Raw genomic sequence first — 15,605 nt, 5'->3', positions numbered from 1 at the left:
TTTGGGTTATAGAAATCACAAAAATACTAACGATTTAAAATTTACTTATTATGGCAGCAAATTCAAGAGGAATCTTAAAATTCAACGGTAGCGAAGGTCAAAAATTATTAAAATTAAACTACAGCGTTTCAAGATCAACAGATGTTTCAGGTAGAGTAGCATCAGACCCATCAAATGCATTAATCAAGTTAACAATTGAGGCAACAGAAAAATCTGACATCCTAGAATCATTGTTAAACGGAAAATATAAGCCAACTTCAGGTGAAATCACTTTCAACAAATCTCATGAAGAAGGAACTTTGATTACTTTAAACTGGGAAAACGGATATGTTATTCAGCACGAAGTAGATTTTGACGCAGTAGACGAAAATTCAATGCTAATAAGCTTTGTTGTAAGTGCTGAGAAAATCAACTATGGTAACTCTGCTTACGAGGGAGTTTGGCCAGGTGCATAACGAGAATTAATTAAAATTTATATAGACTCAAATAAAGACTGTCCCAAAAAGACGGTCTTTTTTGCCCTAATTCTTTCAAGAATAAGATGATTTATTAAATAATAATTAAAAAAAATCTCTTTTTCGAATATTCATAGAATACATAAGGCAAGCTAATTGCATTCCCATTAAATCGACTCAACAAAATAAATAGGATTTATCTTTCGAAATGAATAATATTTTATAAATTTATACTCTATACACCAAATTTACACAGATATGAAAAGTTTTGACACATCTGGAAGTACCAATTTCCGCCCATCTCAGAATGCGGCAGGAATTTCAGAGAATCATCATACCGGAATCAACCGATTGGTAAAATTATCTTTGGTCATTGAAGGTAAGGTAATCAAGTATTACAAACATTTTAAGCTTACTCAAAGCTCACAAAAACATCACGAATTTACACTGACTTTAGCTCACGATACGTTAGGTGATCGCCAAACCCATACTTTAGAAGAAGCGAACAAATTTTTAGGTAAAAGATTAACGGCTGTTATTGCTTATAAAGACATTGAAAACAGTCCGGAACGCACTTTTGTAGGAGTTATCACCGGAGTTGGTTTCAGTCAGGAAAGAATGAGTCTTGGAAATATTGTTTTGTCAGGTTACAGTCCAACCATTTTATTAGATGGAGCGCCTCATATTCAGAGTTTTGGTGGAAACCAGGCTGTTAATATGGGAATTATTGCTGAAGAAGTTATTAAGCAAGGTTTAGATAAAAGCCGTTTTGATATCAGAATCGATACCAATGATTATTCTCAAATTATTTATAGCAGTCAATACGACGAAACGCATTACAATTATCTGGCGAGAATGGCAGAAGCTTATGGCGAACAGTTTTATTACGATGGAGAAGTTCTTCACTTTGGAAAACTTCCACCCCAAAATAAACCCATCAAATTAACGTATGGAAGCAGTGCGAACGATATAAAAGTAGAATTGAAAGCGGTTCATACCAAACCCCAATTTTACGGTTACAATAGCAATAAGAATGAAATTTTGAAATCGGGTTCAACACCGATCCAGCATGTTGGAGATCTAGCAAAAACAGCTTATCAGCGTAACGATGCTATTTATAAAACTCCATCATTACGCGTTGCACCCATAAAAGCAACCACTCATTTAGATGTGGAATATTCACAAAAAAGTACTTCTGGAAGCGAGGCGGTGAATGTTTTCAATCTTTCAGGTTCTACAACCGTTCCTTTTTTACATCCTGGATGCAGCGTAGATATTGAAATGCGAAAACCAGATACGAATGAAACTTCATATTTCACAAGAATCATGATTACAGAAACAACTCATGAAATTGATACCATCGGTCATTACACCGGAAGCTTTGCTGGAATAGCATCCGATACAGGCTTTTTACCAAAACCTGAATTTACCGTTCCTACTGCACAACCCCAAATTGCGACAGTCATTTCAAACACCGATCCAGAAGGACAGGGAAGAGTTCAGGTAAGATTCGACTGGCAAACGAATGACACCACTCATTTCATCCGAATGATGAGTCCCGATGCAGGAGGAACCGATCAGATTACTCAAAACCGAGGTTATGTAGCTATTCCTGAAGTTGGAGATCAGGTGATGGTAAACTTTGTACACAATCATCCCGACCGACCTTTTGTAATGGGCGGTATGTTTCATGGAGGAATTGGATTGGGTGGCGGAATCAATAATCATATGCGATCCATCCAAACCAAAAGCGGAATTAAGGTGCTGATGAATGATGATGAAGGAAGTGTAAATATCATTGATCCGAGTGGCAATACCTATTTCATGGATGGTAAAGGAAATATTTCAATGAATGCTCCGAAAAATTTCACTTTAAACGCAGGTGAAAATATCAATATAACTGCTGGTAAAGAAATTTCTATTGGAGCAGGAGCAAGTATTACAAGCTCTGCAAATGATAATATTATTTCTACTGCAGGTACAGATATTGTGCAAACAGCAGCAGGAGATATTCGCGAATCTTCAGATACGCGAACAGAAATGGTGGAGAAAGAATTTTTCCGTCAGTCTGAAACGTCCAACGAGATTGCCGGAGAAATATCAATGTTTAGCGAATTGGAAAATATGACAATGCAAAGCGGAAAGATTGTTGAATTTAACAGTGCCGAAAAATCTAAATTATTCTAATCATGGCAATCCGAAAGACCGCAAAAAATATTATCATCAAAGTAAATGATACTTACAATTTAAGTGTAGGAAAAAAGGCTGAAAAAATTGCTCAGAAAATCAACGCAGAGGCAATTAGTGGCAATCTTGTGCTGGCAAGTAATAAGAAAATAGTGTCTCATGGAAATAAGTAAAGTGAAAGTGTTTTTCAGTGTATCTAAATTTTCAATAAAATCTAAACAGAAAATATGGCAAACGTAACTTTTGGAAATTATACACCGCCACCGCCGCCAAAAGGTACAGTAGATATACGAATTGGTGTGTTTTTCGATGGTACTCAAAATAATAGAACCAATACAAATGCCAGATTAGCAAGAGAGGGAAGTGATGCTAAAAAGGCTTACAATAAAATGTCTGATAAAAAAACAGACAGTTATATGAATGATCTTTCTAATGTAGCCCGCAAAGAACTTCATTATAAAAAAGAAAAATATGTAGATAGTGTATATATAGAAGGAATAGGCACTGATGATTTGGGTGCAGATACTGATGACATACTTGATCATCTAGGTGTAGCTTTTGGTGCTGATCGACAGGGAATTATTGCAAAAATAAGAAAAGGTTGTCAGTTAATTGCTGCTAAAGCAAAAGATCTAGGAGGCAAGGATGCAATAAATTTAATTACTCTTGATGTATTTGGATTTAGTAGAGGAGCTGCTGCAGCCAGAAACTTTATTTATGAAATAAGCAAAAGCAAATATTTACCTTTAGCTGGAACTAAACTAGTGGGAAGAAGTATTGTAAAAATTAAAACAGATGATCATAAGATTGAAACTAATGAAAATGAATTTCCACAAAATGGACATTTAGGTTTACAACTGAAATTACAAAAAATTAAATATTCAAAAATTCAGATAAGATTTGTTGGTCTTTATGATACCGTTTCTTCTTATGATCCAAATGCAACAAATACAACGAAAAACCCGGATTTTACCAATGATGTTAAAGAATTGCATTTGAATAGTCTTAATATAGAAATTAACGACTTGTACAAAGCAAAAAAGATAATTCATTTTTGTGCTGATGATGAGCATCGCAAAAATTTTATGTTAACGCCTACAAAACGTGCAGGGGGTGAAGATTTTTACCTGCCGGGTGTACATTCTGATGTAGGTGGCTGCTACACCGATAAAATTGATGAAATTGATTTTCAGATTATGGATTTAGATAATTGGTGGGGAGATGGCCGAACTGATGCAGAGTATGACGAAATATTAGAAAATGACCTAAAAGATTTAATGGCACAAGGATGGGGATTTTCTAACCTTAAGGGGCCAGATAGGGACCATCAAACCTTTGTGACTCGTAAAGGTATTCGTAATACTTACAGCTATGTCACACTACATCTTATGTCTGAAAAACTTAATGATGAATATTCTAATACTATTAGTGTGGAAGAATTAAAGAATGATTTTAAGATTCCCAAACCGAGTAATTCAGATGATTTTGATTTGAACAAGGTAAAGCAACGTTTAGAAAAATATATCAAAGGTGAACTCCCAAAATTGGTATATTATACCCAACCACAAATTGAGAGGATGCGAAAAAAACTAGATGTAAAAAATACAAAAGATGTAGCGAGTTTTAATCTAAAAGTATACGACCACAATATGTTGAAGCGATTAAGAAGCAAATATATACACTGGAATTCAAAATTTGGAGACGGTATAGGTGCTTATGAACCCACCTACAAAATAGAAGGCAAAACAATTGTTAGATTTCGTAAAATAGAACCCAACTCATGAGAATTATAGCATTTTTATTATTAATACTAACTACAATATCCTGCAAACCCCAAATGAAAAAATACGAATGGTTACCTACAGCCAATGCTCCGGAATTATATCCAACTAGAATCCATGAAGGTTTTTTTTATTTAGAAGACGGTGGAATGGTTTATATACCTACTGCTGCTATTAATCATAATGGTTGGGGAAATAGTGGCTCGTTACATTCGCAGGGCAAAGATTTTAAAGCATTACCCGTGAAAATGGACATTACATGGGCGTCTTTTATTGAGAATAAGTTTTATACAGGTAGCTGGGATATGCCTATTGATACCTTAAAGAAACTTTTTGAAAAAGGAACGATAGATTGGCGAACTGGCAAAGCTTTGAACTATACCGAAATAAGAGTTAGCTGCGCACCTGGTGGTATAGTGGTGGTTTGGGTGTACGGAGATGATCAGCAAATAGAAGTCGCCCGTTTTCAGGCAAAAGAAACTCATGTGGATATGAAGGACTTTGTGCCTGGAAATCCAACGATAACACAACAGGAATATTTTGATAAATCAGAATCAGTTCCTGAAGCTTATGAAAATCTAAAGAAGAATGGTATTCAGTATGATATATGGGATGTGTACAGAAAAAAATATACTTGGCGTGCCAAGACTGAAATTGAAGGGCATCATTTGATGAATGTATTGTTTAAGATGTTTAATGGAGAGGAAGAAACAATTTTTAATAAAAAGATTACAGAACCCATTCAAGAAAACCCATTTAAGCCAAGAGCCGTTCCTAGGCATTTGAATTTTACCTTTGAAGACAATAAAAAACGTCAAATGGTATTTGAAATTGAGGCTTTCGATGAGGAAGAAATAATGGGTTTATTTGAACATGCAGATCCCAACAAACCTATAGAAATAGTTTTACGAATGAACAAAGATTTTACCAACCGCAGTTTGATTTTTAAACAGGGAGAGACAGAAATTCCAATCAAAAAAATAGATTTAGACAATATGTGGGAATATGAGCAATGAAAAGGAAATTAACGAGCAGAAAGATTTTCGGGAATTACGAAATAAATATTTCCATTGGTCTGCAAAATATGGAGAAGTAGGTTTACAGCCTAATTTTGAGTTTAAAGATAAGTTTAATATTCGCAGATTTAGAAAAACTGATAAATATTCCTAAAATGAAAAGTTATTTACTACATATTTTATTATTAATAAGTATCACAATTTCATGTCAAAATAGAATGGAAGAAAAATTTGAGTGGTTGCCAACTGAAAGTGCACCCGAACTTTATCCTATGAATATTTACAAAGGAAATTTGTATTTTGAAGATGGTAAAAGTGTTTATATACCATCATCTCTTATTGCTCATAATGGGTGGGGTAATTCCGGCTCAACACACACACAAGGAGAAGATTTAAAACCAGTACCTGTAAAATTAGAAATTACCTGGGCTTCGTTTACAGAAAATAAATTCTATACAGGAAGTTGGGATTTGCCTAAGGAAAAAATGTTGAAGCTGTTTCAAGAAGGAGTAGTATGGTATGGTACTCGAAAAAAAGAAACCTACAGACAGATTTTGGTTGGCTGTGCTCCCGGAGGCGTGGTAGTTGTGTGGATGCGTGGAGCGGAACAGCAAGTTGAAATTGCTCGTTTTCAAGCAAGAGAAACTAAAATAGCAATGAGTGATTATGTTCCCGAAAATCCGTCAATTACTCAAAAAGAATATTTTGATATAAGTAAAGAAGTACCAGAGGCATTAGAAAATATTAAGAAAAAAGGAGGAATTCAGTATGGTCTTTGGGACAGTTATCGTAAAAAGTATACTTGGCGTACTCGTATAGAAATTCCTAACTATACTTTTGATAATACGAGTTATGAAATGTTTAATGGTGAGATGGAAGAGTTATTTGACGAGTCACTTAAAAAAAATGAATTTAAAGAAAGAGCTGTACCAAAATTATTAGATTTTATAATTGCTGATGCTCAAGGGAAAAGAACGGTTTGGGAATTCAAATATTTAGATGAGGAAGAAATAATGGGTTTATTTAAGCAAGCAAATCCCAACATACCCATAGAAATAGTTTTACGCATGAACAAAGATTTTACCAACCGCAGTTTGATCTTTAAACAAGGAGAGAAAGAAATTCCAATCAAAAAAATAGACTTAGATAATATGTGGGAATATGAATAATGAAAAGGAAATTAACGAGCAGAAAGATTTTCGGGAATTACGAAATAAATATTTGCATTGGTCTGCAGATTATGATTGGGTAGGTATGGATCCAAGATCAGACGGCAAAAGAGTAGTTCATTAATCTAGAAATTGTCGTTTTAATAAAACTTTCAACGGATTTGAAGAAGTAGGGTTGAAATCATAATCACACTTTTCTAAACCATCGTTTTTTATTTATGCAGAAGTTTAATAAACATATTATTCAACCCGGAGAAACTGTAAAAAGTATTGCCAATCTTTATGATCTGACTGAAGAATCGTTGAAGTTTTTTCACAACAATCATTGCAAAGTTGAAGACAATATTTTAATACATCTTACCAAGCAGAAAGAGCTATTTCTGCCACGAACTGCAGTTATTGATAAAAATAAACTGGTAAAATTGGGCCACGGAAATAAATTGGTTTTTCAGCCAGAGAATTCATTTTTGGAATATGGAGTACTCATTACTATCGAAAATAATGAGAAAAAAAATGAAATTAAATATAATGCTTCTGTTCGGTGGATTAAATATGAAAATGGATTTCATTTTTTTGAAATCGACAGGATATCAAATCTTTTTCTGAATGATGAAGAAGTCAACGAAATTGCAGATTTGCTGGCGTATAAAACGTCTCAGGTTTTATATCCTATGCAGATAAGCGTTGATCAGCAGGGCAAATTTAATACGATTGAAAATACTGATGTATTTAAAAAAAGGTGGAGTGATATTAAAGATGAGGTTTACAAAGAATTTGAAGGTGAGATAGTCGATGAATATTGTCAAAAAATCGAAAAGATTTTATATGAACCGAGTTCTCTTTTTATCTTCATTAAAAATGATTATTTCATCCGAACCTTATTTTTTGGAATTTACCAGAAATTTAATCAGGATTATCTTATTGAAATGACAGAAACCTTTCCGGTGATAAATAATACTATTGAACCGAGCTTTAAAATTGAAGTGGAAATTAATCCTTTAAAAGATGATTACGATTTAATAAATATTTCTGGAAACGGAAAATTATATGATGAAAGAAGCAGGTCTGATTTTATCAACGGATCGCCGTTTTCTTTAATTATAGAAGATGATCCGGTGATGAATGATGATGGGAATTTCAGACTTCAGTATTTTCTTAATGGTGAAAGCCAGCTTTCAGAATCACTGTATTTGGAATGTGATATTAATCTTGAAAGCAAAAAAAAAATATCGATTGTTGTAGCCGTTATCAATTAAATTTAAAACCAAACCAATGAAAAAAATATTAGTTGAAAAACTTTTTTTAGTACTCTTTATTTTAATTTTTGCTCTGAATTTTGGGCAGAAAACAGAATTCACAGTTCCGAAAAGTATTGAAGCATTGCAAAACACTATTTTTAATTTTGCCAATGATTTTACGAAAGATGAGCCAAAAGCTGCCGCTGCAGGAGATAATGAGTTTTCAACGACGGTTGATCTGTACGATTTGAAATTTAATGCAAATGAGAAAAATTCATATTTAAATTTAGCTTTAAAAAAGGGGGCAAAGCCAGAAAAGTTTATCCAAAAAGCGATCTGGAATGTTTCCATGAAAAAGCTTTCTGCGAAAAGTACAAAAGTTACGATCTTTTTAGAAGAAATTAATCCTGATAACTGGTCAAAAAAAGAAGTCGATGTAAAACTCACAAAATCTACCGGAAAACTTGAAAATGAAATTAAAGAATTTCTTTTAAATACGAAAAGCAAAGAATTGTCTAAAGGATTAGTAGCTGTCGACAACTCTTCAATGGATGCTGAAACTGAAGCGATAATAACTGCTCAGGCTGACGCTCAAATTGCCACTGTAGAAGCAAAACAATCACAAAAAAAAGTGACCTCAAAATATCTGCAGGATTTTTTTGCTAAAAAGCAATTTATCAGTTTTCCAACAAATTCAGATCAGATAACGAAACTTTTAAAAACAGATCCGAGTGAAATGGATTGTGAAACCTGTAAGAACGGAAAATATTCCAATTGGGATTTCGAAAATTTCAATATGATTTATGCCAATATGACGAGCGGTGAAGAGTATTACGCCATTCAATATTACGGAAATGACGCCGTTTCGGGATTGCCTTATGGTTTAGTTTTTAATGATAGTTCACCTTCAGAATGCAAAACAAAATTTGCAAGATATAATGCCCAGCTTTATCAGACTACAGTAGACGGTGATGAAAATACTGCGAAAGCCTTGACGGTTGTAACTTTTAAAATGAATTCAACATTTGTGCGCTTAGAATTCGGAAATGAATATTTATCAAGACTTGTAATTTCAAATAAAGAACTTTAGTTATGGCAGAAAAACACATTGTAGTACAAGGAGCTATGTGCAAATGCCAATTTGGGCAGGCTCCGGATAATCTTAAAGTGCTGAGTCACCAAAAAGAGTATGCAAACGATAAAAGTGCAGCCAAAAAACTGATTGTCACCACTAAAGAAATTGGCGCTGCAACATTTGAAAAAAATACCTTCGGAAGTTGTACAAAAATGGGAAGCCCGCCTCCGCCATGTAAAGTTATGGTGACCGAATGGCAGAATTTTTACGATAAAGTTCAGCTTAGCAATGGAGGCTATATCATTTTGGAAGATAGCAAGGCAGTATGTGCAATTGCCGGAACTCCATGTATAGAAATCATAGATCACGGACAAAGAGCAGAGGCAAGTCAGCAGAATTTTAAAAATGCAGATCAGGATGTGCAGCAGCAGATAAATCCGTTGGTAGATTCGGAGGATATGTATAAAGAGCAATCTTCTGCAAAAGGAGTACAAGAAGGTGTAATTTAAAGAATAATCACATGGCAAAAGGCGTAAAAAAAATAAAAGTTACACAAGGGAAATATTATCCTAAGATGTCTGTTCCTGGTCAGAGAGTTACAATTGTAGCAGAGCAGGATGTGGTTTTTCAGGTAGAAGAATGGCTGCCAAATACTTCTGCAGAGGATAAGAAAAAACCGGTAATTTGGATGAGGCAAACCCATGATAGAAAAATTATTCTCTTTCAGGTTCCTTCTACGACAGGTTATAAATTTTACATACTCAAAAAGTTTTGCGGAAGTTATCACTATTACGTCGAAGCAAGTTTCTCTGGACAGAGAGATTTTAAAAATAATGTGGGTTTATATGTGAAAGGTTGGTGCGAACCCAAAATTATCAGCAGTAAATGGTCTTATCAAAAAGGAGGCGCAAGTATTAAAAATAATAAAAAAGCACAACATATTTCTTATGGCCATATTGTACATCTCAATTTGCAGACAGAAGGTCTTAACGGAAATAATTTAATTATAGAGCTTTGGAACCAGCAATATGCAAAAGCAGATAAGCAAATTTGTGTTTATACTGATGTGCAGGTAATCGATGGTGAAGTAAATCTGAAAATACAGAATAGCTATGCATGGATGGCTCATGTAGATAACATTCAGAATCTTGAAGAATTTTATATTAAAGTTAAAGATCAGGCTTCAGGAAAGTATATAAAAGATAATCTTGGAGACGACCTTCATGCAATTTATCTTAATGTTAAAAATAAAATAGCCACAACCAATACCAACGTCAGTCAAAACCAAACTCCTACTAAAGTTTATAAGCCGGATGTAAATTCTGCAAGAATAGAACCTTGTAAATTTGAAGTTATTAAGATAACAGAGACCGAAGTTAAAGACGGCGCACCAAACAATACAACTGTGATCGTTTTTGATAAGGGAAATGGCATAAAGCAAATTACAGGAAAAGCTCAACAAAAGGAAATACAGAGAACTATTTATTACAAAATAGACTCTACAATTATTGATAAAGACGGAGAAGCAATCTTAAACAATGTACTGAAGTTTTTACTTGAGCATAAAGACTCGACAATAAATTTAAGCGGATATGCCTGTGTTATTGGGAAACAAAATTACAATAAAGGTCTATCTCAAAGAAGAGCAGATATTGTAAAAAAGTTTTTTGCTGATGGCGGTCTGGATTTTAATAGAATCACCTCAACAGGAAGAGGTGAAGTAGATCCTACCGATGATAAATTGGGGAGAGATAATGTTAAATATAAAGACGAAAAAGATTATATTAATAACAGAAGGGTAGATATTTCATTTACTTTTAATGAGCATGATGCTCAAACAGTTATTTATGAAGTAATTGCGCCTAGTAAACCAACCGTTTTAGATAAAATTGTAGTTCCCGTAAAAAAAGAAATTACAATAGATATTTCCGGTTATGAGACGAAAGCCTGCTTCAGAGGAAATGATAAACATAAAAAAGAATCTTATATTGTAGATGTAGGTCAGGCAATAGATGCAGGTGATACTAAGAAGACTTTTAATACTCCTTCTTTTAATTATCAAATTTATTCAGATTTATCGAGATTTAATATTGCTCCTATTCAATATATATGGCCTTCTTCTACAACGCCTAATCAATATCATTTACATGTTCACAGTTGTAGATTTTTTAGCAATAACAAGAGGACAACAGTTCTCATTAATGCTTATCCTGATATAAAATGGGAATTGGCAGTTGAGTTTTTGGTGAATGTCTCAAATTACAAGGCAGCTAACATGCCTGCTGGCAATATTTTTGCTAAACATCAAGAAAAATCCAGAGAAGCAGGTTATAGAAGATGGAGGATGAATGAAACAGGAAAAATTCCGATATCTATTGGTGTGGGGCTTTCTGCAGAATGGAATAATGGTAATTCTAAAAGAGGTTTTACTAATGAGTTTTCTGATAGAATAGAGGCTGTGGCGAAATTAATATCAAAATCGATAACTGTTTTGCAGGATGCTATAAATTACGCACAAAGTGCAGCCAAACAGACGGCTATTCCTGTTGGCTTTGATATTAGATACCCAAAATTTACAGTTGTCGGGAAATGGTATTTAGAAAGATTAAATAATAGAAATGTATTAAATACAGTTGGTGAGATAGGGTTTGGATTCAACCCTTTGATTGGAGCCGAGGTTGTAATTGATATTATAGGTGCTGCTATTGCTTTAGGATCCTATGCTACTACAGGTAACCCTGCTGCTGCAAGATTGATAGGTAAATTCAGAGCAGGATTAGAAAAACTTGGAGCATCAGTAACTTTTACAGCTACCTTCTATGGTGAATTAAGTATTATGGTAGATGCTTTAAAGATCGATGCTATTAATGGTATTGATATGCAGGGTAAAACCACCATAGGCGGAAAAATGGGAGCTACAATTTTACTTGCTATCGAGATTGGTGGAAAATTTAATAAGAACTCAAAAAAATATATCTTAGATTTTAAAGCTGCGGCAAGACTACAAGGTGACTCTTTTTTTGGAGGGGATTTTGTTATTAACTCAGATGAAAAAGGTCTATTTATTGAGCCGATACTAAAATTCTCAGGAGTTAAAATTACTGGTGAGGTGGAAGGTGAGATCGGCTGGTGGAAAAGTAATTTTAAAATAGAAGAAATAGTAATTGATAAATCAGAACATTCATTAGGTAAAAAATATTTTTAAAGTTAAATTATGTTACAAATCACAAAACCTTATTATCAATTAAATATCAATTCGTTTTGTACTACAGAAGTATATGTAAATGATGTTTTGGTTGACGAATGGAAAGGAAAAGAAACTGAAGGAAGGGAAAGAAATTCATCTCTTACTCCTATAAATCAAGTTTTGCTACAAACAGGAAAATATAAAGTTGTAGGAAAAATGTATCCTAGACAAGGAGAAAAATTGCTAACTGAAGAAAATTCTTATTTAGGGATTGATTTTTTCTTATCAAATATTAGTGATATTAAAAACAGCAGAATCTCTTTTCATCAAAAACTAGAATCTCCTTGGGATGGTCTTAGCCAAAATATAAAATATCCTAGTTATGAATTAACTACAGAGATTGACGTAGAGCTTCCTTTTGTATTAGATGGATGGCAAAATTCTGTAAATCTGGCGGAGATAAAAAAAGAAGAACTCTTTAAAGAAGTAATAAATTATTATAAACAGCTACAATTGGTACTAAAAGAGCATAATGCAGCAAAATATTTGGATATGTCTCAAGAAAAAATGAAACTACAAGAGCAGGCATTTTATTTTAATGACGAGCGAAAAAAAAGTTTTTTAGATAGTGCGGCACAATTATTCTCTCAGAAATTAGAATTAGAAGAGCTTAACGAAAATAATTTGAAAATCGAGATTATGGGTTATGGTAAATTAGCTAGGTTAGTTCGATTAGATGGTTCTCCAGCAATGCAGTTCAAAAGCCCAGATATTGACAAACAAAGTAATATAGAACTTGAGATAAAACTCCATAAGAGAACAAAACAGGAAGGTTTTAGTATCATTTAATTTGTTTAGCTATGACCTCTTTAGGATATCTATCAATAGTGATAATTGTATGCTCTTTATTTATTGCTTACCATCTTTCACTAAAAATATTTCGAAAAACAGATAATCAAGGAAAAATGCTTGAAAAAGTTTTCATCATTATATTTACTTCCTTAATATTATGTATTCTTAATTCATTAACTTTTATAACATCTTATTCTTATTTTTGGGAAAAGGCCTATAGGTCGATTACTGAAAATAAATATGAAGCTATTGTGGTAGGGTATCAGCAAGAAATATCAAGCAGCAAATCATCTTTCAATAATACATACTTACCCAATAAGAAGATAATTTATTTTCCAAAAGTCAGATATACAAATTCTGAAGGACAAGAAGTGACAAAAAAATTGGATATTACTAGTGATAAACCTTTAAAAATAGGTAAAAAAATAAAAATAACCGACAATACGGAAATTTCAAACGCTAATACATTGCAATTAGATTGGTTTGTATTTTTAGGAGGAAGCCTGCTTACAGGTATTGCAGCCTTTTTTTCTTACTTAGTATCTTCATATATAGGTTCTTACCAAATGAAAAAAAGAGTAATTAATTCTTGTTATTATGGTTTCTCTTTAATGCTTTTTAATATTTTATGTATAATTATTATAAATTTAAATTAAATGAACAGAAAACAATTTATAAATGTTACATCTAAAGCGCTTTTAGGAATTGTTTTGGCTAACTCTCTATTTTTAAATTGTAGCTCTGAGAATTTTGAGGTCAAAAATATTATTGGTAAAGACAAAAGTATTTTAAAAAACCTTGATATCGAATACGATGGCAAATTTTCATGTTATTCCAACGAAAAATTTAATAACGAAATAGAAGGAATTAAACTTTTTGTTTTTTGTATTGAAAATAAAATTGTTGGCATGAGTATCAAAACAAAATACCAATCTATAAGTGATAAATTTTCTGACCAGATAAAAAAATCTAATCTTGTTTTTGATAATGCCTTCGGAACAAAAGAAAGTTGGAAAGAAGGAAGCATATTTAAAAGTTTATGCATTTCCAAAGATTACGGAAATATTGATGGCTATATTTTTTATAGTGAGTATTTAGAAGAAGCAAAACCAATTATCTGGTAGATATGTTGGCATGATGAACTATAAATAATATTACTCATATAATTGTTTTATTAATTTAAAACTAAAAAAGGTTCCCGAAAAAATTTAATAACTTTTACAAATTAATTCTAAAGCAGGAGTATATTTTATATCTTTTCAGGTCTTTTTAATCTCTCCTATTGAGCTTATGAAAGCAAATCGAAACTTGTTATGCTGAATAATAAAAATAAAAAAATGAAACAATTATTAGTTATTTTTGGATGTTTTGTAGCGTTTAGCTGTAATTCTCAGAAGCAGGGAGATGAGAAATTAGTAGGAAAATGGGAGAGTTCTCTTAAAGATTCAAAAACAGGAAATCCGATAGAAAAAATTATTCTAGAGTTCACAAAAGACGGTAAATTTATGCAGTATGTAGGTGAAGGGAAAATGCAAAACACGGTAGAATCTACATATGAGGTTGAAAATGATAAGATCATTACAGTAGAGAAAGAAACAAAAGAAAAAACGGAAGGTAAATACACCGTTAAAAATGATACGCTCACGATCTCTTTCGAGGGAATGGAAAATAAATTTGTAAAACTTAAGTAACATTATATTTTCAAAAATTACAATACCAAATCAAATCTTTCACAACAATAATAAATGACTCAATTCAAAGAACCTTATTACTTGGTAGATTTTAATTCATCCATATGTAATTTTGATATTTTCATTAATGATATGCCTGCCTTTAACAATCATGTTGGGGGGGGCAGTATCATCACATATGCCTATCAATCATTTTATACTAGAAAAAGGTATATAAAACATTAAAATAAATGTACTACCATTGAAAGGAGAAGAATCTTTAAAACCTGATGGTTTTATTACAATAAAGGTCTTTGGTTATGATGCTTCTACTGATAATTATGAAAATACAGTTGAGGTATTTAAATATGAAAGAGTAAATTTTTCTGAAAATAATTTACCGGTTATCAATTTAAATCAGGAATTCAAGGCCGATGTAAATTATCAAATAGTTGGGTGGAAAGCATCAGAACAATTTAATGCAAATACATTGAATAAAGGTGATGTAGAAAAGTATTTCAAATTTATTCATCATTTATTTAAAGAGAGAAATGTTGATGAGATCCATAATGAAATGACTACCAAATTTGATGAAATTGATACTTCAATGTATCTTGGAACTGTCGATAATAAAATAGAATTATCTAATTTATTTGGTGAATTATTTGGAGGAAAATATATTCTGGATGATTTTCCGGCATCTACAGATATGAAAATTTTTGACGATGGTAAAGTTTTCACATTGGTAGATTCTGAAAACAAACCGATTATTCATTATACAAATAAAGATACCAATGAAGAGTTTTCTCTGCCTCTTTTCATTCATAAAATTGGTGGAAAATATAGTATGATTAGATGATAAATTGTTTTGATTTTTATAAACGCAATTGTACGTCTTCAAACCAACTTAGACATTTTAGTTTAAATCCTTAAGGAGGATTTTCGGTTTATAAACTTACTAATTTTTGTTGATTA

17 protein-coding genes are annotated in these 15,605 nt (G+C 32.5%); all 17 read left to right on the top strand.

Annotation, left to right across the window (positions count from 1 at the left end):
• Positions 1-50: 50 nt before the first annotated feature.
• The 17 genes from tssD to AB671_RS13170 all read left to right on the top strand — a co-directional run bounded on the left by tssD (position 51) and on the right by AB671_RS13170 (position 15,489).
• Entirely contained in the window at positions 51-455 is a 405-nt protein-coding gene (tssD, locus tag AB671_RS13235; RefSeq protein ID WP_066682356.1) for a type VI secretion system tube protein TssD, read from the top strand.
• Positions 456-713: 258 nt separating this feature from the next.
• A complete protein-coding gene (locus AB671_RS13230) occupies positions 714-2,642 on the top strand; it encodes a type VI secretion system Vgr family protein (protein WP_066682358.1) in 1,929 nt (642 codons plus the stop codon).
• 2 nt (positions 2,643-2,644) lie between these two features.
• Positions 2,645-2,815, top strand: coding sequence for a hypothetical protein (locus AB671_RS22305; RefSeq protein ID WP_157444215.1), 171 nt, complete (start codon positions 2,645-2,647; stop codon positions 2,813-2,815).
• A 54-nt stretch (positions 2,816-2,869) separates the two neighbouring features.
• Complete coding sequence (locus tag AB671_RS13225; protein WP_066682360.1) at positions 2,870-4,426, top strand: T6SS phospholipase effector Tle1-like catalytic domain-containing protein; 1,557 nt, start codon at positions 2,870-2,872, stop codon at positions 4,424-4,426.
• Between the two features lie 53 nt (positions 4,427-4,479).
• Positions 4,480-5,439 (top strand): DUF2931 family protein, encoded by a 960-nt coding sequence (locus tag AB671_RS13220; protein ID WP_228391027.1) that lies wholly within the window; start codon positions 4,480-4,482, stop codon positions 5,437-5,439.
• Positions 5,429-5,593, top strand: coding sequence for a hypothetical protein (locus AB671_RS22300; protein ID WP_157444214.1), 165 nt, complete (start codon positions 5,429-5,431; stop codon positions 5,591-5,593). Before AB671_RS13220 ends, AB671_RS22300 begins: the two co-directional genes overlap by 11 nt.
• Before the next feature lies 1 nt (position 5,594).
• Positions 5,595-6,608 (top strand): DUF2931 family protein, encoded by a 1,014-nt coding sequence (locus AB671_RS13215; RefSeq protein ID WP_082987309.1) that lies wholly within the window; start codon positions 5,595-5,597, stop codon positions 6,606-6,608.
• Positions 6,601-6,732, top strand: a complete 132-nt coding sequence (locus AB671_RS22935) for a hypothetical protein (RefSeq protein WP_262484082.1) — start codon at positions 6,601-6,603, stop codon at positions 6,730-6,732. The genes AB671_RS13215 and AB671_RS22935 overlap by 8 nt, the downstream gene beginning before the upstream one ends.
• A 94-nt stretch (positions 6,733-6,826) precedes the next feature.
• The gene (locus AB671_RS13210; RefSeq protein ID WP_066682369.1) at positions 6,827-7,864 is read left to right on the top strand and encodes a hypothetical protein; all 1,038 of its coding nucleotides are present in this window, start codon (positions 6,827-6,829) and stop codon (positions 7,862-7,864) included.
• 16 nt (positions 7,865-7,880) lie between these two features.
• Positions 7,881-8,936, top strand: a complete 1,056-nt coding sequence (locus AB671_RS13205) for a hypothetical protein (RefSeq protein ID WP_066682371.1) — start codon at positions 7,881-7,883, stop codon at positions 8,934-8,936.
• Between the two features lie 2 nt (positions 8,937-8,938).
• Positions 8,939-9,430, top strand: a complete 492-nt coding sequence (locus tag AB671_RS13200) for a DUF4280 domain-containing protein (RefSeq protein ID WP_066682372.1) — start codon at positions 8,939-8,941, stop codon at positions 9,428-9,430.
• A gap of 11 nt (positions 9,431-9,441) precedes the next feature.
• Positions 9,442-12,126: an OmpA family protein gene (locus AB671_RS13195; RefSeq protein WP_066682373.1), complete on the top strand. Its 2,685-nt coding sequence runs from the start codon at positions 9,442-9,444 to the stop codon at positions 12,124-12,126.
• A gap of 9 nt (positions 12,127-12,135) precedes the next feature.
• Positions 12,136-12,957, top strand: a complete 822-nt coding sequence (locus tag AB671_RS13190; protein WP_066682374.1) for a hypothetical protein — start codon at positions 12,136-12,138, stop codon at positions 12,955-12,957.
• An 11-nt stretch (positions 12,958-12,968) separates the two neighbouring features.
• Positions 12,969-13,616, top strand: coding sequence for a hypothetical protein (locus AB671_RS13185; RefSeq protein WP_066682375.1), 648 nt, complete (start codon positions 12,969-12,971; stop codon positions 13,614-13,616).
• Positions 13,617-14,084: a hypothetical protein gene (locus AB671_RS13180; RefSeq protein ID WP_066682377.1), complete on the top strand. Its 468-nt coding sequence runs from the start codon at positions 13,617-13,619 to the stop codon at positions 14,082-14,084.
• A 213-nt stretch (positions 14,085-14,297) separates the two neighbouring features.
• Positions 14,298-14,651 (top strand): hypothetical protein, encoded by a 354-nt coding sequence (locus AB671_RS13175; RefSeq protein WP_157444213.1) that lies wholly within the window; start codon positions 14,298-14,300, stop codon positions 14,649-14,651.
• A 241-nt stretch (positions 14,652-14,892) separates the two neighbouring features.
• A complete protein-coding gene (locus tag AB671_RS13170; RefSeq protein ID WP_066682383.1) occupies positions 14,893-15,489 on the top strand; it encodes a hypothetical protein in 597 nt (198 codons plus the stop codon).
• Positions 15,490-15,605: the final 116 nt, after the last annotated feature.

The sequence above is a fragment of the Chryseobacterium sp. BGARF1 genome, from assembly GCF_001677955.1.
GTDB lineage: Bacteria > Bacteroidota > Bacteroidia > Flavobacteriales > Weeksellaceae > Chryseobacterium.
The sequence above is the reverse complement of the archived record's forward strand: the minus strand, read 5'-3'. Positions and strand labels throughout refer to the sequence as shown.

Excerpts from the sequence above, each read along its gene's own strand:
- tssD (WP_066682356.1), top strand. The coding sequence starts at position 51 with ATGGCAGCAAATTCAAGAGGAATCTTAAAATTCAACGGTAGCGAAGGT.
- AB671_RS13230 (WP_066682358.1), top strand. The coding sequence starts at position 714 with ATGAAAAGTTTTGACACATCTGGAAGTACCAATTTCCGCCCATCTCAG.
- AB671_RS22305 (WP_157444215.1), top strand. The coding sequence starts at position 2,645 with ATGGCAATCCGAAAGACCGCAAAAAATATTATCATCAAAGTAAATGAT.
- AB671_RS13225 (WP_066682360.1), top strand. The coding sequence starts at position 2,870 with ATGGCAAACGTAACTTTTGGAAATTATACACCGCCACCGCCGCCAAAA.
- AB671_RS13220 (WP_228391027.1), top strand. The coding sequence starts at position 4,480 with ATGAAAAAATACGAATGGTTACCTACAGCCAATGCTCCGGAATTATAT.
- AB671_RS22300 (WP_157444214.1), top strand. The coding sequence starts at position 5,429 with ATGAGCAATGAAAAGGAAATTAACGAGCAGAAAGATTTTCGGGAATTA.
- AB671_RS13215 (WP_082987309.1), top strand. The coding sequence starts at position 5,595 with ATGAAAAGTTATTTACTACATATTTTATTATTAATAAGTATCACAATT.
- AB671_RS22935 (WP_262484082.1), top strand. The coding sequence starts at position 6,601 with ATGAATAATGAAAAGGAAATTAACGAGCAGAAAGATTTTCGGGAATTA.
- AB671_RS13210 (WP_066682369.1), top strand. The coding sequence starts at position 6,827 with ATGCAGAAGTTTAATAAACATATTATTCAACCCGGAGAAACTGTAAAA.
- AB671_RS13205 (WP_066682371.1), top strand. The coding sequence starts at position 7,881 with ATGAAAAAAATATTAGTTGAAAAACTTTTTTTAGTACTCTTTATTTTA.
- AB671_RS13200 (WP_066682372.1), top strand. The coding sequence starts at position 8,939 with ATGGCAGAAAAACACATTGTAGTACAAGGAGCTATGTGCAAATGCCAA.
- AB671_RS13195 (WP_066682373.1), top strand. The coding sequence starts at position 9,442 with ATGGCAAAAGGCGTAAAAAAAATAAAAGTTACACAAGGGAAATATTAT.
- AB671_RS13190 (WP_066682374.1), top strand. The coding sequence starts at position 12,136 with ATGTTACAAATCACAAAACCTTATTATCAATTAAATATCAATTCGTTT.
- AB671_RS13185 (WP_066682375.1), top strand. The coding sequence starts at position 12,969 with ATGACCTCTTTAGGATATCTATCAATAGTGATAATTGTATGCTCTTTA.
- AB671_RS13180 (WP_066682377.1), top strand. The coding sequence starts at position 13,617 with ATGAACAGAAAACAATTTATAAATGTTACATCTAAAGCGCTTTTAGGA.
- AB671_RS13175 (WP_157444213.1), top strand. The coding sequence starts at position 14,298 with ATGAAACAATTATTAGTTATTTTTGGATGTTTTGTAGCGTTTAGCTGT.